Origin of the sequence: Pseudomonas sp. S11P7, from assembly GCF_023195435.1 — a bacterium.
Classification (GTDB): Bacteria; Pseudomonadota; Gammaproteobacteria; order Pseudomonadales; family Pseudomonadaceae; genus Aquipseudomonas; species Aquipseudomonas fluorescens_G.
Genome location: NZ_JALPKS020000002.1, coordinates 5,054,562 through 5,071,235, shown reverse-complemented (window position 1 = coordinate 5,071,235; position 16,674 = coordinate 5,054,562). Strand labels below are relative to the sequence as shown.

Annotated in this window: 14 protein-coding genes; 13 read left to right on the top strand and 1 reads right to left on the bottom strand. The window is 61.0% G+C overall.

Annotation, left to right across the window (positions count from 1 at the left end; all coding sequences use genetic code 11):
• Position 1: 1 nt before the first annotated feature.
• The 9 genes from waaC (at position 2) to M0746_RS23265 (ending at position 10,218) form a co-directional block, all read left to right on the top strand.
• The gene (gene waaC / locus M0746_RS23305; RefSeq protein ID WP_258450732.1) at positions 2 to 1,063 is read left to right on the top strand and encodes a lipopolysaccharide heptosyltransferase I; all 1,062 of its coding nucleotides are present in this window, start codon (positions 2 to 4) and stop codon (positions 1,061 to 1,063) included.
• Positions 1,063 to 2,184 (top strand): glycosyltransferase family 4 protein, encoded by a 1,122-nt coding sequence (locus M0746_RS23300; RefSeq protein ID WP_258450731.1) that lies wholly within the window; start codon positions 1,063 to 1,065, stop codon positions 2,182 to 2,184. The genes waaC and M0746_RS23300 overlap by 1 nt, the downstream gene beginning before the upstream one ends.
• On the top strand, positions 2,184 to 2,990 hold the full coding sequence (rfaP, locus tag M0746_RS23295; protein WP_258450730.1) for a lipopolysaccharide core heptose(I) kinase RfaP: 807 nt from the start codon (positions 2,184 to 2,186) through the stop codon (positions 2,988 to 2,990). Before M0746_RS23300 ends, rfaP begins: the two co-directional genes overlap by 1 nt.
• Positions 2,990 to 3,724 carry a lipopolysaccharide kinase InaA family protein gene (locus tag M0746_RS23290; protein WP_258450729.1) on the top strand — a complete coding sequence of 245 codons (735 nt, stop codon included), beginning with the start codon at positions 2,990 to 2,992 and terminating at the stop codon, positions 3,722 to 3,724. The genes rfaP and M0746_RS23290 overlap by 1 nt, the downstream gene beginning before the upstream one ends.
• Positions 3,721 to 4,473 carry a lipopolysaccharide kinase InaA family protein gene (locus tag M0746_RS23285; protein ID WP_258450728.1) on the top strand — a complete coding sequence of 251 codons (753 nt, stop codon included), beginning with the start codon at positions 3,721 to 3,723 and terminating at the stop codon, positions 4,471 to 4,473. Before M0746_RS23290 ends, M0746_RS23285 begins: the two co-directional genes overlap by 4 nt.
• Positions 4,473 to 5,942, top strand: coding sequence for a lipopolysaccharide kinase InaA family protein (locus M0746_RS23280; protein ID WP_258450727.1), 1,470 nt, complete (start codon positions 4,473 to 4,475; stop codon positions 5,940 to 5,942). The genes M0746_RS23285 and M0746_RS23280 overlap by 1 nt, the downstream gene beginning before the upstream one ends.
• Positions 5,943 to 6,057: 115 nt before the next feature.
• Positions 6,058 to 7,812: a carbamoyltransferase family protein gene (locus M0746_RS23275; RefSeq protein ID WP_208939006.1), complete on the top strand. Its 1,755-nt coding sequence runs from the start codon at positions 6,058 to 6,060 to the stop codon at positions 7,810 to 7,812.
• Positions 7,805 to 8,713 carry a glycosyltransferase family 2 protein gene (locus tag M0746_RS23270; protein ID WP_258450726.1) on the top strand — a complete coding sequence of 303 codons (909 nt, stop codon included), beginning with the start codon at positions 7,805 to 7,807 and terminating at the stop codon, positions 8,711 to 8,713. The genes M0746_RS23275 and M0746_RS23270 overlap by 8 nt, the downstream gene beginning before the upstream one ends.
• Positions 8,714 to 8,766: 53 nt before the next feature.
• The gene (locus tag M0746_RS23265; protein ID WP_258450725.1) at positions 8,767 to 10,218 is read left to right on the top strand and encodes a hypothetical protein; all 1,452 of its coding nucleotides are present in this window, start codon (positions 8,767 to 8,769) and stop codon (positions 10,216 to 10,218) included.
• A 3-nt stretch (positions 10,219 to 10,221) separates the two neighbouring features.
• On the opposite strand, the gene M0746_RS23260 is transcribed toward M0746_RS23265, so the two are convergent.
• On the bottom strand, positions 10,222 to 10,875 hold the full coding sequence (locus M0746_RS23260; RefSeq protein WP_258450724.1) for a lipopolysaccharide kinase InaA family protein: 654 nt from the start codon (positions 10,873 to 10,875) through the stop codon (positions 10,222 to 10,224).
• A gap of 125 nt (positions 10,876 to 11,000) precedes the next feature.
• Between M0746_RS23260 and msbA the strand changes: the two genes are divergently transcribed.
• The 4 genes from msbA to hldE all read left to right on the top strand — a co-directional run bounded on the left by msbA (position 11,001) and on the right by hldE (position 16,602).
• Positions 11,001 to 12,821 carry a lipid A export permease/ATP-binding protein MsbA gene (msbA, locus tag M0746_RS23255; protein WP_203420467.1) on the top strand — a complete coding sequence of 607 codons (1,821 nt, stop codon included), beginning with the start codon at positions 11,001 to 11,003 and terminating at the stop codon, positions 12,819 to 12,821.
• Entirely contained in the window at positions 12,815 to 13,711 is an 897-nt protein-coding gene (locus M0746_RS23250; protein ID WP_258450723.1) for an antimicrobial resistance protein Mig-14, read from the top strand. The genes msbA and M0746_RS23250 overlap by 7 nt, the downstream gene beginning before the upstream one ends.
• A 4-nt stretch (positions 13,712 to 13,715) precedes the next feature.
• Positions 13,716 to 15,116 carry a PIG-L deacetylase family protein gene (locus M0746_RS23245; RefSeq protein WP_258450722.1) on the top strand — a complete coding sequence of 467 codons (1,401 nt, stop codon included), beginning with the start codon at positions 13,716 to 13,718 and terminating at the stop codon, positions 15,114 to 15,116.
• A 64-nt stretch (positions 15,117 to 15,180) separates the two neighbouring features.
• Positions 15,181 to 16,602: a bifunctional D-glycero-beta-D-manno-heptose-7-phosphate kinase/D-glycero-beta-D-manno-heptose 1-phosphate adenylyltransferase HldE gene (hldE, locus tag M0746_RS23240; RefSeq protein ID WP_208938999.1), complete on the top strand. Its 1,422-nt coding sequence runs from the start codon at positions 15,181 to 15,183 to the stop codon at positions 16,600 to 16,602.
• Positions 16,603 to 16,674: the final 72 nt, after the last annotated feature.

The window sequence follows — 16,674 nt, the reverse complement described above, 5'->3', positions numbered from 1 at the left end:
GTTGCGGGTACTGTTGATCAAGACGTCATCGCTGGGCGACGTGATTCACGCGTTGCCGGCGCTGACCGACGCGGCCCGGGCGATTCCCGGGATCAGGTTCGACTGGGTGGTGGAGGAAGGCTTCGCCGAGATTCCGACTTGGCACCCGGCGGTCGGCAAAGTGATTCCGGTGGCGATTCGCCGCTGGCGCAAGAATCTGTGGAAAACCATCACCAGCGGCGAGTGGAAACGCTTCAAGCAAAGCGTGCGCGCCAATAAATACGATCTGGTGATCGACGCTCAAGGCCTGCTGAAAAGTGCCTGGCTGACCCGCTACGTCAAAGCCCCGGTCGCCGGCCTCGATAAAACCTCGGCGCGCGAGCCGCTGGCGGCGCGTTTCTATGACCGCAAGCTGGCTGTGGCCCGTGGGCAGCACGCTGTCGAGCGGGTGCGGCAACTGTTCGCCATCGCGCTGGGCTATGACCTGCCTAAAGGCCTGGGCGATTACGGCCTCAACGTCGAGCGCCTGGTCGAGCTGCCGCGCAAGAACGCCTTCGTGGTGTTCCTGCATGGCACCACCTGGGACACCAAGCACTGGCCGGAAATCTACTGGCGCGAGCTGACCGAGCGCGTTGGCTACCTTGGCGTTGGCGTGAAGCTGCCGTGGGGTAATGAGCAGGAAAAGGCCCGCGCCGAAAGGATTGCCGCTGGCTTCAAACATGCCGAAGTGCTGCCAAAGCTGAATCTGGCCGGCGTCGGCAAAGTGCTTGCCGGCGCGCAAGCCTGCGTCGCAGTGGACACCGGCCTCGGCCATCTGGCCGCGGCGCTGGATGTGCCGACCATCTCGCTGTTCGGCCCGACCAACCCGGGCCTGACCGGCGCTTACGGCAAGCTGCAGATTCACCTGGCCAGCGACTTTCCGTGCGCGCCGTGCATGCAGAAGAAATGTACCTATCAACCGACCGCGCAGGATGCCCGTCAGTTTGACCTCAAGCGTGAACAGCCGCTGTGCTTCACGCGTGTAAACCCCGAGCGTGTCGCCAGCCGACTGAGCACGTTGTTAATGGCTGAGGAGCTGCGCTGATGCAATTGGCATTCGTCCTGTACAAATATTTCCCGTTCGGTGGCTTGCAGCGTGACTTCATGCGCATCGCCCTCGAATGCCAGCAGCGCGGCCATCAGATCCGCGTCTACACGCTGATCTGGGAAGGCGACGTGCCGCCGGGTTTCGAGGTGCTGGTGGCGCCGGTCAAGGCATTGTTCAACCATCGTCGCAACGAAAAGCTCAGTGCGTGGATGCAAGCAGATCTGGCCAAGCGTCCGGTCGACCGGCTGATCGGCTTCAACAAGATGCCCGGTCTCGACGTCTATTACGCGGCCGACGGCTGTTTTGAAGACAAAGCGCAGAATCTGCGCAACTCGCTGTACCGTCGCTGGGGTCGCTACCGCCACTTCGCCGAGTACGAGCGCGCCGTGTTCGCGAAAGACGCGAAAACCGAAGTGCTGATGATTTCCGAAGTGCAGCAGCCGCTGTTCATCAAGCATTACGACACCCCGCTCGAGCGCTTTCATCTGCTGCCGCCGGGCATTGCTCAGGATCGTCGACGTCCGGCGAATGCCGATGAGATCCGTGCCGGTTTCCGCGCTGAATTCAACCTCAAGGACGACGAGCTGCTGCTGGTGCAGATCGGTTCCGGCTTCAAGACCAAAGGCGTCGATCGCAGCCTCAAGGCGCTTGCCGCGCTGCCCGCCGAACTGAAGAAGCGCACCCGGTTGTTTGTAATCGGTCAGGATGACCCCAAGTTATTCCAGATGCAGAGCGCGACGTTGGGCCTGGGCGACAATGTGACCTTCCTCAAGGGTCGCAGCGATATCCCGCGTTTCCTGCTCGGCGCCGATCTGCTGATCCACCCGGCGTACAACGAAAACACCGGTACGGTGCTGCTTGAAGCGCTGGTCGCCGGCCTGCCGGTACTGGTCAGCGCGGTCTGCGGTTACGCCCATTACATTGCCGAGGCCGACGCCGGGCGAGTACTGGACGAACCGTTCGAACAGGCGCAGTTGACCCAATACCTGACTGAGATGTTGAGCGACGACGCTGCGCGGGTGGCCTGGAGCCGCAATGGTCTGACCTTCGCCGAGACGGCTGACCTCTACAGCATGCCGCAGCACGCGGCCGATGTGATTCTGGCGGAGCACGCTTAATGAAGTTGATGCTGGCTGAACCGTTTAAAAGCCTTTGGGCCGGACGCGATCCGTTCACCGAAGTCGAAGGCTTGCAGGGCGAGGTATACCGCGAGCTGGAAGCGCGGCGGACACTGCGCACGGAAGTCGACGGCAATGGGTTTTTCGTGAAAATCCACCGTGGCATCGGCTGGGGCGAAATCTTCAAGAACCTGCTGACGGCCAAGCTGCCGGTACTCGGCGCGGGCCAGGAATGGCAAGCGATTCAACGTCTGCAGGAAGTCGGTGTGCCGACCATGACCGCGGTCGCCTATGGCGAGAAGGGCAGCAATCCGGCGGATCAGCATTCGTTCATCATCACCGAGGAACTGGCGCCGACTATCAGCCTGGAAGACTTCAGCATCGAATGGGTCAAGCAACCGCCCGAGCCAAAGCTCAAGCGCGCATTGATTGCCGAGGTCGCACGCATGACCGGCATGATGCACCGCGCTGGGGTGAATCACCGCGACTGCTACATCTGTCACTTCCTGCTGCACACCGATAAACCGGTCACCCCGGAAGATTTCAAGCTGTCAGTGATCGACCTGCACCGCGCGCAGACCCGCCCGGCGATTACCCAGCGCTGGCGCAACAAGGATCTGGCCGCGCTGTATTTCTCTGCGCTGGACATCGGCCTGACCCGCCGCGACAAGTTGCGTTTCCTCAAAGGCTATTTTCAGCAACCGCTGCGGCAGATCCTCGCCGAAGAAGCGCCGCTGCTCAATTGGCTGCAAGGCAAGGCCGACAAGCTCTACGCGCGTAAACAGCGTTACGGGGATGCGCTCTGATGGCGGGGTGGATTCTTGAGCCCGCCTACAGCGATCTCGCCGAAGATTTCGGCAGTCTCGACGCGGTGTTTGCCCTGCAAGGCGAGCGCCTGACCCGTGACCCGCTGTCCGAAGTGATTCGCGTACAACGCAACGGCGTCAATTACTACGTCAAACGCTACGTCGGCGCGGGTAAAGGCTTGCGCCGCTACCTCGGCAAGCCGCGGGTGAAGATGGAGTGGCAGAACCTCAAGCGCTTCGCCAAGTGGGGCATTCCCACTGCCGAAGTGATCGCCTGGGGCCTGGAGCGACGTGGCGCGGCGTACGATCGCGGCGCGATGATCACCCGCGAACTGCCGCGTACCGAAGACCTCTCGGCGCTTGCCGAGCGCAAGGATCCGAAACTCAAGGACCGCGCCTGGGTCGACGGCGTCAGCCGGCAGTTGGCCGGTTATACCCGGACGATGCACGATCACCGTTTTACCCATAACGATCTGAAATGGCGCAACCTGTTGATTGACGATCAGGCGCACATCTTTCTGATCGACTGCCCCAATGGCGAGTTCTGGCGCGGCTTCTGGCTCAAGTATCGGATCACCAAGGATCTGGCCTGTCTCGACAAGCTCGCCAAATATCACCTGTCGAACACCCAGCGCTTGCGCTTTTACAAGCAGTATCGCCAGTGCGATCGGCTTGATAGCGCCGACAAGAAGCGGATTCGGCACGTAGTGAGATTTTTCGAGGGACGTGAATGACTGATTTTCTGGCCGACGATGACCGCGCACTGCTGGCGCGCCATGGCCTGGACACCTTTGAAGCGCTGTGGGCAAAAGAGCTTGAGGCGGTGGACGAACCCAACACCGCCGGTGGTGGCTGGAGCAGTGTGTTTCGTCTGGATCTGGAGGGGCAGGGGTATTACCTCAAGCGCCAGAGCAACTACCTGACGCGCACGTTGCATGCGCCGTTCGGCGAGCCCAGTTTCGCCCGCGAGTTTCGCAACATCAGCCGCTACCGCAAGCTCGGCGTACCGGCGCTGCAAGCGGCGTTCTTCGGTGAGCGCAAGATTAACGGTGAGGTTCGCGCCATTTTGCTGACCCGCGCGCTGGATGGCTGGAGCGATCTGGATTCGCTGTTGCAACGCTGGACGCAGCTTGATCGCGCGCAGCAGTCAGCCATCCTGCGTGCCTGCGGACTGCTGGCGCGGCATCTGCACGGCGTGCGTCAGGTGCACGGCTGTTTTTATCCCAAACATATTTTTCTGCGGGCCGCGGGTGATGAGTATCGGGCGCAGTTGATCGACCTGGAAAAGACCCGGCCGTTGCTGTTCGGCCTGCGCGACCGCATCAAGGATCTGGAGCCGCTGCAACGCCGTGCACCGCAGTGGACCGAGGCGCAGCTGCGCGAGTTGCTGGCGGCTTATCTCGATCAGCCTGGTGACAGCTCGCTGGTCGACAGCTGGCTCGCCCGCCTGACCGCGCGCCGCACGCACAAGGAGACGCGCTGATGCGATTGTCCGAGCTGGCCAATGTCGGTCGTGCCCCGGCGCTGCCGCTGACAGTAACCCTGGCCGATGCCGCCGGCAGTGCCGACTTGCAACTGTTGAGTCTGCTGCGGGTATTGCCGGGGCAGCGCTATGTGGGCGCCGGCGTATGGCGCGGCCGTCCGGTGCTGGCCAAGCTGCTGGTGGGTGGCAAGGCCGCGCGACATTTTCAGCGTGAGCTGGACGGCGTGCGTCTGCTCGCCGGGCAAGGTCTGACCACGCCGCTGTTGCTGGCCGATGGGCTGACGAATGGCGAGGGTGGCTGGCTGCTGTTCGAACTTCTGGAAAACGCCGAAAGCCTGGGCGATGCCTGGGCGCAAGTCGAGTCTTTGCCTGTGCTGGCCGACGATCAGTCCGCGGTGCTGGCCGAGGCGCTGGGTGCGATTGGCCAGTTGCACGGTAAAGGCCTCTGGCAGGAAGACCTGCACCTGGACAATCTGCTGCGCCACGGTGGCCAGTTGTACTTGATCGATGGCGCCGGGATTCGCGCGCAAACCGCCGGCCAACCATTGTCACGGCAAAAGGTCCTGGAAAATCTCGGGGTGTTTTTCGCGCAGTTGCCCAAGGCGCTGGAACCGTTCACTGAAGAGCTGCTGGTGTATTACCTGCTGAGCAACAGCGAGCACGCGTTGCCGCTGGAAGCCTTGCAAAAACAGATCGACAAAGTCCGCCGCTGGCGACTGAAGGACTTTCTTGCCAAGGTCGGTCGCGAATGCACGCTGTTCAGCGTGCGGCGTGGAGCATTTGGTTTGCGGGCGATCCGCCGCGAAGAAGAAGCGGCGATGCTGCCGGTGCTCGAGCAGGCCGATGCGCTGCTTGAGCAGGGCCATCTCTACAAGACCGGCGGCGCAGCGAGCGTCGGCAAGGTGCAGGTGGGCGAGCGTACGCTGGTGATCAAGCGCTACAACATCAAAGGATTCGCCCATTGGCTCAAGCGCTTCTGGCGCCCGAGCCGTGCGTGGCACTCGTGGCGCGAAGGCAATCGCCTGGCGTTTCTTGGAATCGCCACACCGAAACCCCTGGCCATGCTGGAAAAACGCTTCCTGTGGCTGCGCGGTCGCGCCTGGTTGGTGACCGAGTTCTTGCCGGGGCCGGACATCATCGAGCGCTTTGCGCCGTATGTCGAAAGTGGCGAAGCGCCCGAGGCGGAACTACAGGCGCTGGATTCGCTGTTCGCGCAATTGATCAATGAACGCATCAGTCACGGTGATTTCAAAGGGCACAACCTGTTCTGGCACGAAGACCGCTGGGCATTGATCGATCTGGACTCGATGTGTCAGCACGGCTCTATCAGCAGTTTTGCGCAGGCGTATGCCCGTGACCGCGCGCGATTCATGCGCAACTGGCCGCAAAACAGTGCCTTATATCGAGTCATTGATCAGCGATTGCCAAACGAGGTGACCGATTTATCCTCGGTCAATCGCACAGGGTAATTCCACTGCTGTTTACGCTATAATCCCGCGCTTTAGCTGTCTCTCGCCTGTGCGGGGATACATCCATTTTCAAGGCGCATCGCGCCTGTACGCAGACTAAAGAGGCTAGACCCCTGTGGCATTGACGATTCTTGGCCTGTCCGGCGCCCTTAGCCATGACCCATCAGCAGCCTTGTACATCGATGGCAAGCTGGTGGCGGCGGCTGAAGAAGAGCGCTTCGTACGCGACAAGCATGCAAAAAACCGCATGCCCTACGAATCGGCGAAGTTCTGTCTGGAACAGGCCGGCATCAAGCCGTCCGATGTTGACGTGGTCGCGATCCCGTTTGCCCCGATCAGCCTCTTCGGCAAGGCCCGCTGGCACTACGCCAAGCGCTACTGGTATGCACCGGATCGCGCCCTTGATGCGATCCTGATGGGCAACCGTCGCTACAAGCGCTACCGCAACAAGATCGTCTGGTGTCTGGAACAACTGGGTTTCGATCCGAAGAAAATCAAGATCGAGCCGGTCGAGCATCACCTGGCCCACGCCTCCAGCGCTTATCACTGCTCCGGCTTCAAGGAAAAAACCGCGATCCTCGGGATCGACGGCAAGGGCGAGTACGCCACGACCTTCTTCGGCTATGGCGAAAACGGCAAGATCCACAAGATCAAGGAATTCTTCGATCCGGACTCCCTAGGTGGCCTTTACGGTGCGATCACCGAGTTCCTCGGCTTCGAAATGCTTGACGGCGAGTTCAAGGTCATGGGCATGGCGCCCTACGGTGACGCCAGCAAGTACGATTTTTCGCGTCTGGCCTCGTTCGAGAACGGCGAGCTGGTGATCAATACCGATTACGCCAACGTGATTGGCCTGCGTCGCTACAAAGAGAAAGGCAAAGGCTTTTATTTCTCGCCGAAGCTGATCGAATGGCTCGGTCCGAAGCGCGAAGGTGATATCGCCGACGAGCCGTACATCCACTATGCCGCGAGCATGCAAGCGCTGTTCGAGAAGCTGGCGTTGCAGATGATCGACCACTATCTGGGCGATGTACTGAAGGAAACCGGCAAGCTTGCGTTCGCTGGTGGCTGTGCGTTGAACGTCAAGCTGAACCAGAAAATCATTGCCCGCGACGATATCAAGGAGCTGTTCGTGCAGCCTGCGTCCGGCGATGCCGGCACCGCGGTGGGCGCCGCGGCTTATGTGTCGCACGCCCGTGGCGTACCGGTGGAGAAGATGGAACACGTCTATCTCGGCCCGTCCTACAGCAACGAAGACGTGATCGCCGCGTGCGCCCGCCACCCGAACAAGCCGGCCTGGCGCAAGCTCGACAACATGCCGGAGCAGATCGCCAAAATCATGGTGGATGGCAACCCGGTCGCCTGGTTCCAGGGGCGCATGGAGTTCGGTCCGCGTGCATTGGGCGGTCGTTCGATCATCGGTTGCCCAAGCGTCGCCGGCGTGGCTGACCGGATCAACCACCAGATCAAGTTCCGCGAGCGCTGGAGGCCTTTCTGCCCGTCGATGCTCGACACCGTTGCGCCGCAGATGATCAAGATCGATCACCCGGCACCGTTCATGACGTTCACCTTCGAAGTCGCTGACGAATGGAAAACCCGTGTGCCGGAAGTCGTCCATGAAGACGGCACCTCTCGCGCCCAGGTGCTCAAGCGTGAGTACAACCCGCGTTACTACGACATGATGAAGGCGCTGGAAAACCTCACCGGCAACGGTGTATCGCTGAACACCTCGCTCAATCGTCGTGGCGAGCCGATGATCTGTTCGCCAACCGATGCGCTGAACATGTTTTTCGGTTCGGATCTGGAATACCTGATCATGGAAGATATTCTGGTCGTGAAAGAGGGTGTGAAAGGATACGAACTTGACTGAAATACTGATCAGCGTCGTCATTCCGGTTTACAACTACGCGCGAACCCTGCCACGTGCAGTGGAGTCGGTGTTGGCGCAGCTGGACGAGGCGATGGCGGATCTGCTGGTCATCGACGACGGGTCGACGGACGATACGCCTCAGGTCGTCGAACAGCTCTTGCTCAAGCATGGCGGGCGCTTTCGTGCGCTGCGCAAAAGCAATGGTGGATTGTCCTCGGTGCGCAATCTTGGCATCGAGGAAACCACCGGGCAGTTTCTGGTGTTTCTCGATTCCGATGACGAGATGGCGCCCGGCGCATTGGCGGCGCTGTCTCAACACATCGCTGCAAACCCGCAAAGCCTGATGGTGATCGGGTCGCACTGGTCAGTGTTCGCTGATGGCAAGCGCAGCTTGCAGGTCGCCAGGCCATTGCCGGCGGCGCCGCGACAGCGGTTGCAGGGTTATCTGCTGGACAAGACCGTATCGATTTCCAACGGCGCCTGCGCGATGCATCGCAGCGTTTTCGAACCGGGCAATTATCCTGAGCATCTACGCAACGTCGAAGACTTGCCGGTGTTTGCCCAGGTTCTGGCGCGTTTTCCCTGCAGTGTCGTGAACGAGCCGTTGGCGCTCATTTACAAGCATGCGGACAGCATGCGCCATGATTTGCGCCAAAGCCTTGCGGCCGGCACCGATCAGGTGGTCAACGAAGTATTCTCCGACCGGCGCATGCCTGAAGAAATGCAGGATCTGCGTCAGGCATTCCTGGCGCAGCGTTGTTTGTCATTGTTTCGTGATTGCTACTCCCATGGTGAATATGAATTGGCCAAGGGCTTCTATCTGCAGGCACTGCGCGCTGACTGGCGCACGATCAAGCGCTGGTCCTATGCACGCAAGGCGTTGCGATCACTGTTTCGTTAAACCGCAGGGAAGTGGGTGTACCTGGTAATGGATGAGGTGGCTGGGTGAGGGTTGTGAGCGTGAAGATTGGGGCTCAAGTCTCCCGGATCATCGATGAATATCCTGTAGCGCTGGCATTTTTTGGCAGTGTGCTGTTATCGCTGATCGCTGTGTTGGGCACGGCGACCGTGGGGCGCGATGCTGCGCTGTATATCGATATTGCGCAGCAGGTTACCGAGCTTGGGCCCAACGTGGCATGGGCAACGTTCGACTGGCCGTGGTTTTCGTTATTGCTCGCCGCCACGCACCGTGTTTCGCATTTGCCGCTGGAATTGAGCGCTTATCTTTGGTGCGGTCTGTTTTTCGCCGGTACCAGCGCCTTGATGGTCGATTGCGTGCGCCAGCGCTCGCCCGAGCTCGCGCGATGGGCCTGTCTGGTCGTGCTCGCGATGCCGGCAGTCAATGCCTTTCGAAACGACATCATCCGCGAATGCGGCTTCTGGTTTTTCTGCACGTTAGCCCTTTGGCTCGCGTCGCGCTGGCAATCGCGCGGCGGTTGGCTGTGGGCGGCCGCGATTCATGTGGCGATTGTTGCAGCAGCGCTGTTCCGCCTTGAGGCACTGCTGCTGGTGCCGGCGCTGGCGCTGTGGCAGTTGCCCAACCTGTGGACGCCGAACCGTCGCCTGCAGTTCGTGCAGTTCTCGATTTTGCCGCTGGCAGGCCTGCTGCTGGTGATCGTGACGGGTATGTTGATGTCGGCGCGGGTCATGCTCTATCTGGACATGATCGAACCTCGCGGTGTGCTGGCTTCCTTCCAGATGTTGTGCGATCAGTTCGGCAACTCATTGATCAACAAATATTCTCAGGACGAGGCTGGCCGTATCATCTTTTTCGGCATCCTGGCGACGATGACCATTTCATTCGTCAAGTTGATGGGGCCGTTCGCTGTACCGTTCGTATTGCGCCGCAATTGGGGCGTGCTCGGCACGTACTGGCGCGATTACCGCCCGTTCGCCTGGGCGGCGCTGCTGTATCTGGTGGTGCTGGTGCTGTTTTTCATCAAGCAGCAGTTCATGAACGCGCGCTATCTGAGCTTCCTCAATCTGCTGTTCGTGCCGGTAATGGCGATGGGGCTGGCGGCGTTCGTTCGCCAGTTTCCGCGGCTGGGCAAGGCTCTGGTGATTCTGGGGCTGTTGATGATGCTGGCGAACGTGGTGTCCACCGGGGCCGGCAAGACGCATTACGTTGCCGCCGGACGTTGGGCGTCAAGTCACATCGAGCGCGGCGTGCCGACCTACTTCGAGGACGGCCGGATCAGTTATTACGCCGGTCGCGGCTATGTGCTGCCCAGCCTGACCCGTGAGGAAGCGATGTCGCCGACGCACGCGGCAAAATTCCGCTATTTCGTGATCGAGGCGAAGGGCGATGAGCCGTGGCTGAAGGAGTGGCTGGCGGCGCATCAAATGCACGTGCTCGAACACTTCAAGAATCGCAAGGGTGCCACGTTGGTGGTGATCGGACGCTGAGCCTTACGCCAGCAATGGCCGCAGGCGCGAGATCAGTGGCGCCTGTCGGTTGCTCGGCAGCGCCTGGCGGTAGCCTTCAATAAAGCTGTCGCCGGCGTCGTCGCCAAGCAACCACTGACGGTCTTCCTTGTAGCGCAGCAAATGCGCGAAGTTGCGCAGGCGTTTGCTGTCACTCAGTGCGCGTTTCTGGCAGCGCAGATCGGCAATGTCGATCAGGCCCAATTGGTGGTCCGGGGTCAGCACCACGTTGCCGAAGTGCAGCGATCGAAAGTACACGCCTTTTTCATGCAGCAGGGCGAAGTAGCTGCCCAACTGCATTCTCAGTGAATCGCCATCCTCGGGCGAACCTTGCAACTGGCGCACCGTGCGGCCTTCCAGCGGGCTGTAGTAGACGCCGTCGCGCTCGATGCCGGGGATACGATAGACCGCGATGACTTGCGGGCAAAGGATGCCGCGCTGCTGCAGTGCGCGGGTGTTGTTGGCAAAGCGCTGCGCGTAGGGGAAGAACAGCGCCGAGCTGAGCAAGCGCTTGCGGCGGAACAGTTTGAGCATGCGGCCGTCGGCCAGCTTCAACACTTTGTCGCCGGAACCGTCGGCCTCCAGTACCTGTGCACCTTTGCGCAGTGCCTCGTAAGTGCTGTGGTCAATCGATTGCATAGCGGGCTCCCCATCGTTAGCGGCGTATCTTAACCGACTTGGTCAAAAGCTGGCGCGCCGTCATGTTTATCGGGGAAAAAAGGCCTGTGATATCATCCCCGCCTCACTGAATTGTGCGGATCACCATGAGCAGTCCTGAACCGAAAGCCCAGTCAACGCTGGCGATCTACTTCCGCCTTTTGGCTTACGTGCGGCCCTATGCCGGTCTCTTTCTCCTCAGCATCGTCGGGTTTCTGATTTTCGCATCGACCCAACCGATGCTCGCCTACATCCTCAAGTACTTTGTCGACGGGCTGGCCAATCCTGAAGCCAGCCTGTTCCCGGGCAACCCTTATCTGGGCGATTTGCAATTGCTGCAAACCGTGCCGCTGATGATTGTGTTCATTGCCCTGTTGCAGGGCGTGGGTTCGTATCTGGGTAACTTCTTTCTGGCCCGGGTTTCTCTGGGGCTGGTGCATGACCTGCGGGTAGTGTTGTTCAACAAATTGCTGGAGTTGCCTAACCGCTTTTTCGACAAGAACAACTCCGGTCACCTGATTTCGCGCATTACCTTCAACGTGACCATGGTCACCGGCGCGGCAACGGACGCGATCAAAGTGGTCATCCGTGAAGGCATGACCGTGATCTTCCTGTTCTGCACGTTGTTGTGGATGAACTGGAAGCTCACGTTGGTAATGGTGGCGATCCTGCCGGTCATCGGCATCATGGTGAACAGCACCAGCAAGAAATTCCGCAAACAGAGCAAGAAGATTCAGGTGTCGATGGGCAACGTCACGCATGTCGCCTCCGAGACCATTCATGGTTATCGCGTGGTGCGCAGCTTCGGCGGCGAAACCTATGAAAAGCAACGCTTTCGTGATGCCAGCCAGAGCAATACCGACAAACAACTGACCATGACCAAAACCGGCGCGGTGTACACGCCGATGCTGCAATTGGTCACGTACAGCGCCATGGCCGTGGTCATGTTCCTTGTGCTTTATCTTCGCGGCGACGCCTCGCCCGGTGATCTGGTGGCCTACATCACCATGGCGGGCCTGTTGCCCAAGCCGATCCGGCAGCTGTCGGAAGTCAGTTCGACGATTCAGAAAGGCGTGGCGGGTGCCGAAAGCATTTTCGAGCAACTGGACGAGCCGGCCGAAGTGGATCAGGGCAGCGTCGAGCGCGATCGTCTCGAAGGGCGCCTGGAAGTGCGCAACCTCAGCTTCCAGTATCCGGACACCGACAAACCGGTGCTCAACGACATCAGCTTCAGCGTCGAGCCGGGGCAGATGGTTGCGCTGGTCGGGCGTTCGGGCAGCGGTAAATCAACGCTGGCCGGTTTGATTCCGCGTTTCTACCAGCACGAGCACGGGCAGATTCTGCTTGATGGCGTGGAAGTCCAGGACTTTACCCTGCGCAGCCTGCGCCGCCAGATTGCGCTGGTGACCCAGGCCGTGACGCTGTTCAACGACACGGTCACCAACAACATCGCTTACGGCGACCTGGCCGGTGCGCCGCTGGATGAAGTCAAGCGCGCGGCTCGCGAGGCTTACGCCGACGAGTTCATCGCCAAGATGCCTCAGGGTTACGAAACCATGGTCGGCGAAAACGGCGTGCTGTTGTCCGGCGGTCAGCGTCAACGCATCGCCATCGCTCGCGCCTTGCTCAAGGATGCGCCGCTGCTGATTCTCGACGAGGCCACATCGGCCCTCGACACCGAGTCGGAACGGCACATTCAGGCGGCGCTGGATCACGTTGTGCAAAACCGCACCACGCTGGTGATCGCGCACCGCTTGAGCACCATCGAAAAAGCCGACCTGATTCTGGTAATGGATGAAGGGCGAATCGTCGAACGCGGCTCCCATGTGCAGTTGCTTGAGCAAAACGGCTACTACGCACGACTGCATGCGAAGGAATTCGAAGAAGGTGACGAGCCTCAGCCGACCCACGCGACCGACGTATGCTGACGGTGTTTCGCAGCTTTCGTGAGCGTGGCTGGACCGAGATCGACCGCGACAGCTATGCCCAGGCGTGGCAGCGTTTCGGTGGCAGTTTTGCGACGCACCCCGACGTGGTCGAGCGCTTGTCGAGCTTCGTCAATATCGAGCTGCGCTATCTGGGCTGGCTGGTCGGCGGCGAGATCGTCGCCGCCGTGCCGTGCTGGGGCCGGCACGTGGCGTTGTCCAAGGAAGTGCTCAAACGCGAGGGCAAGCGCGGCTTGCTCGACATGGGCAATGCGGAAATCATCCTGCCGATTGCTGCCGACAGGGTGGTGCCGGTGCGCCAGCGCATGGCTTACGTGTCCCAGCTCAATGCCGAGCAGATCAGCACCTTGAAACCGCAGCCCGAAGGGCTGGCCCTGGCGCGATTGCCGGAAGAGTATTCGAAGAAATTCCGCTACAACCAGCGCCGCGAGCAGCGCCTGCTGGAAGAAGCGGGCGGGTCGCTGGTGCCGATGTCCGACTTCACTGCGCAGGAACAGGCCGCCGCTTACGGCGATCTGTTTCAGCGCCGCTGGGGTTTCGAAGTGCCGGGCAAGGCTGGGCTGGTTGAAGTGTTCAGCTTGTTGCGCGAGTTCATGACCGGCTCGGTCGCGATGCTCGATTCGGCACCGGTGGCCATTCAGGTGTTGTATCGCGTCGAGGCGCCGCAGTGGGTTTCGCTGGAGTACGTCAACGGTGGCGTCGATCCGCAAAGCCGCGAATTCAGCCCCGGCAGCGTGCTGAGTTTCGTCAATACCCAGCAAGCGTGGGCCGATGCTCAGGCGCTGGGCAAGCCGCTGCGTTACTCGTTCGGCCGTGCCGACCGTGAATACAAGGATCGCTGGTGCCACACGGTGCCGGTCTACAAGGTCTGAATCGATGAGCGCACGCAAGCAGCAACTCCTCAAGGCTCACCGGCGCAACAAGCGCCTGTTCCTGATCGGCTTTTTGCTGGCGCTGTTGCTGATCGGGGTGCTGGTCAAATGGTGGCTGGTGCCGCTGTTGCTGGTGCTGGCCTGGATCGCTCATGAAGCGTGGTTCGCCGATCACCTGTTCTATCGACCTTCTGACGACTATCAATACAACTTTCCTGTACAGACTGCGCGGCAGGCGGTGAGCGTCGACGCTGGCGTGGTGCGCCTGAGCGAGCCGCTGGCACCGGGCGAGACGCTGGTGCTGGAACTGGAGCTGAAGTCGACCTGGCTGGGGCGCTGGCTCGACCCGTATGTTCAGGTCGGTGATGACCGTCAGGAGTTCGAGCGCGGAGTGCGCGGTCGGCGCTTCCTCAATCTGTCCGGGCAGGAAATGGCCTTGGCGCAAGGTTCGCTGACCCTGCGCGGCCGCCACTGCGTGCCAGCGAGCACGGGTGTGCTGTGGATCATGGCCAACCCCGATTTCAGCCAGCAGCGGGTCATGGTCATCGCGCCGCATGCCGACGACGCCGAACTCGCGGCGTTCGGCCTTTACAGCCGTTGTGATGAGGTCAGCATCGTCACGTTGACCCAAGGCGAAATCGAGGCCAAGGATTATCAACGGCTGGGGCTTGATCAGGCCGCAGCGGCGCGTCTGAAGGGTCGTCTGCGCAGTTGGGACAGCCTGGTGATTCCACTCTGGGGTGGCGTGCCCGTCGAGCGCTGCGTGCAATTGGGGTATTACTGCCTGCAACTGCCGGCAATGGCCGCAGCGCCGACGACAGCGTTCGGTTCCCGCGAATCGCAGGAAAGCGACGTGCGCAGTGTGCGGCGGCACAATCCGATGCGCCTGCCCGGCGATGGCGACGGCCAGCCGACCTGGGAAAATCTGCTGGCTGATCTGACCGCACTGCTTGAGCACTATCGTCCCGAAGTGCTGGTGACGCCGCATCCCGAACTCGATCCGCACAGCGATCATGTGGCGTCGACGCAAGCGCTGCTCGAGGCAGTCAGCCGCAGTCAATGGAAACCGACGACGCTGCTGATGTACGCCAATCATCTGCACGACAACGATCGCTGGCCGATGGGCGCTGCAGGCTGCGGTATCGCGCTGCCGCCGGCGATCGAGCCATTGCCGGCCGACCGCTTGTGGAGCCCGCAGCTGTCTGAGCCGGTGCAACTGGACAAAGCCATGGCACTGGCCATGGAGCACGATCTGCAGGGCGCCGAGGTGTTCAAGCGCAGACTGCGCCGCTGGATTCAGCAGGGGCTGGCGGGCCGGCGCTGGCCTGCTACAGGCAATAACGAGTTTTTCCGCAAGGCCGTGCGGCGTCATGAATTGTTCTGGGTGCGCGACCTTTCAGAATGAGGCGGACGGCGCTTTACCCTGTGGTAATATCGCGCCCCTGTTCATTTTGTATGTGGGTTGCTCCATGAAGTTGTCCATGCCGCGTTTCGATCAAGCCCCGGTCTTGGTAGTCGGCGATGTCATGCTCGACCGCTATTGGCATGGCGGAACCTCACGGATTTCCCCTGAGGCGCCGGTGCCGGTGGTCAAGGTCGAGCAAATCGAAGACCGCCCGGGCGGTGCCGCCAACGTTGCCCTGAACATTGCCGCGCTGGGTGCGCCGGCCTCGCTGGTCGGTGTGACCGGCGATGACGAAGCCGCCGACAGCCTGAGCAACAGTCTCAAGGGCGCAGGCGTTCGGGCCTTGTTCCAGCGCATCGCGCACCAGCCAACCATCGTCAAGCTGCGAGTCATGAGCCGGCATCAGCAATTGCTGCGCATCGACTTCGAAGAACCGTTCGCCACTGATGCGCTGGCCCTCGGCTCGCAGGTCGATGACTTGCTCGAAGGCATCAAGGTGCTGGTCCTTTCCGATTACGGCAAAGGCGCGCTGAAAAACCATCAGGCGCTGATCCAGGCCGCCCGCGCGAAGAACATCCCGGTGCTGGCCGACCCTAAAGGCAAGGATTTCTCGATCTATCGCGGCGCCAGCCTGATCACCCCCAATCTCAGCGAGTTCGAAGCCATCGTCGGCGGCTGCGTCGATGAGCATGAGCTGGTGAGCAAGGGCGCCACGCTGATGCACGACCTCGACCTCGGGGCGCTGCTGGTGACTCGCGGCGAGCACGGCATGACCCTGTTGCGTCCGGACCAACCGGCACTGCACCTGCCGGCGCGGGCCCGTGAAGTGTTCGATGTCACCGGTGCCGGTGATACGGTGATTTCCACCCTGGCTGCAGCGATTGCCGCCGGTGAAGACCTGCCCCACGCGGTCGCGCTGGCCAATCTGGCCGCCGGCATCGTCGTCGGCAAGCTCGGTACGGCCGCCATCAGTGCCCCGGAACTGCGTCGCGCCATTCAGCGTGAAGAAGGTTCCGAGCGCGGTGTGCTGGGCCTTGAGCAATTGCTGCTGGCGGTAGCCGACGCCCGCGCGCACAACGAGACCATCGTGTTCACCAACGGCTGCTTCGACATTCTGCACGCCGGGCATGTGACCTATCTGGAGCAGGCACGGGCGCAGGGCGATCGTTTGATCGTTGCGGTCAATGACGATGCCTCGGTCAGCCGCCTCAAGGGGCCGGGCCGGCCGATCAACAGCGTGGATCGACGCATGGCGGTGCTCGCCGGCCTCGGTGCGGTGGACTGGGTGATCAGTTTCTCTGAAGGCACCCCGGAAAACCTGCTGCGCGAGGTCAAGCCGGACGTGTTGGTCAAGGGCGGTGATTACGGTATCGACCAGGTAGTCGGCGCCGATATCGTCAGCGCTTACGGTGGCACCGTTAAGGTGCTGGGACTGGTGGAAAACAGCTCGACGACTGCGATTGTCGAAAAGATCCGCAGTCGCTGATCAGATGAACCTTTACCGTTGTGTGCTGCGTGTGAACGGATTTTGCCTTGGGGATCTCACCGTTTCCGTTGA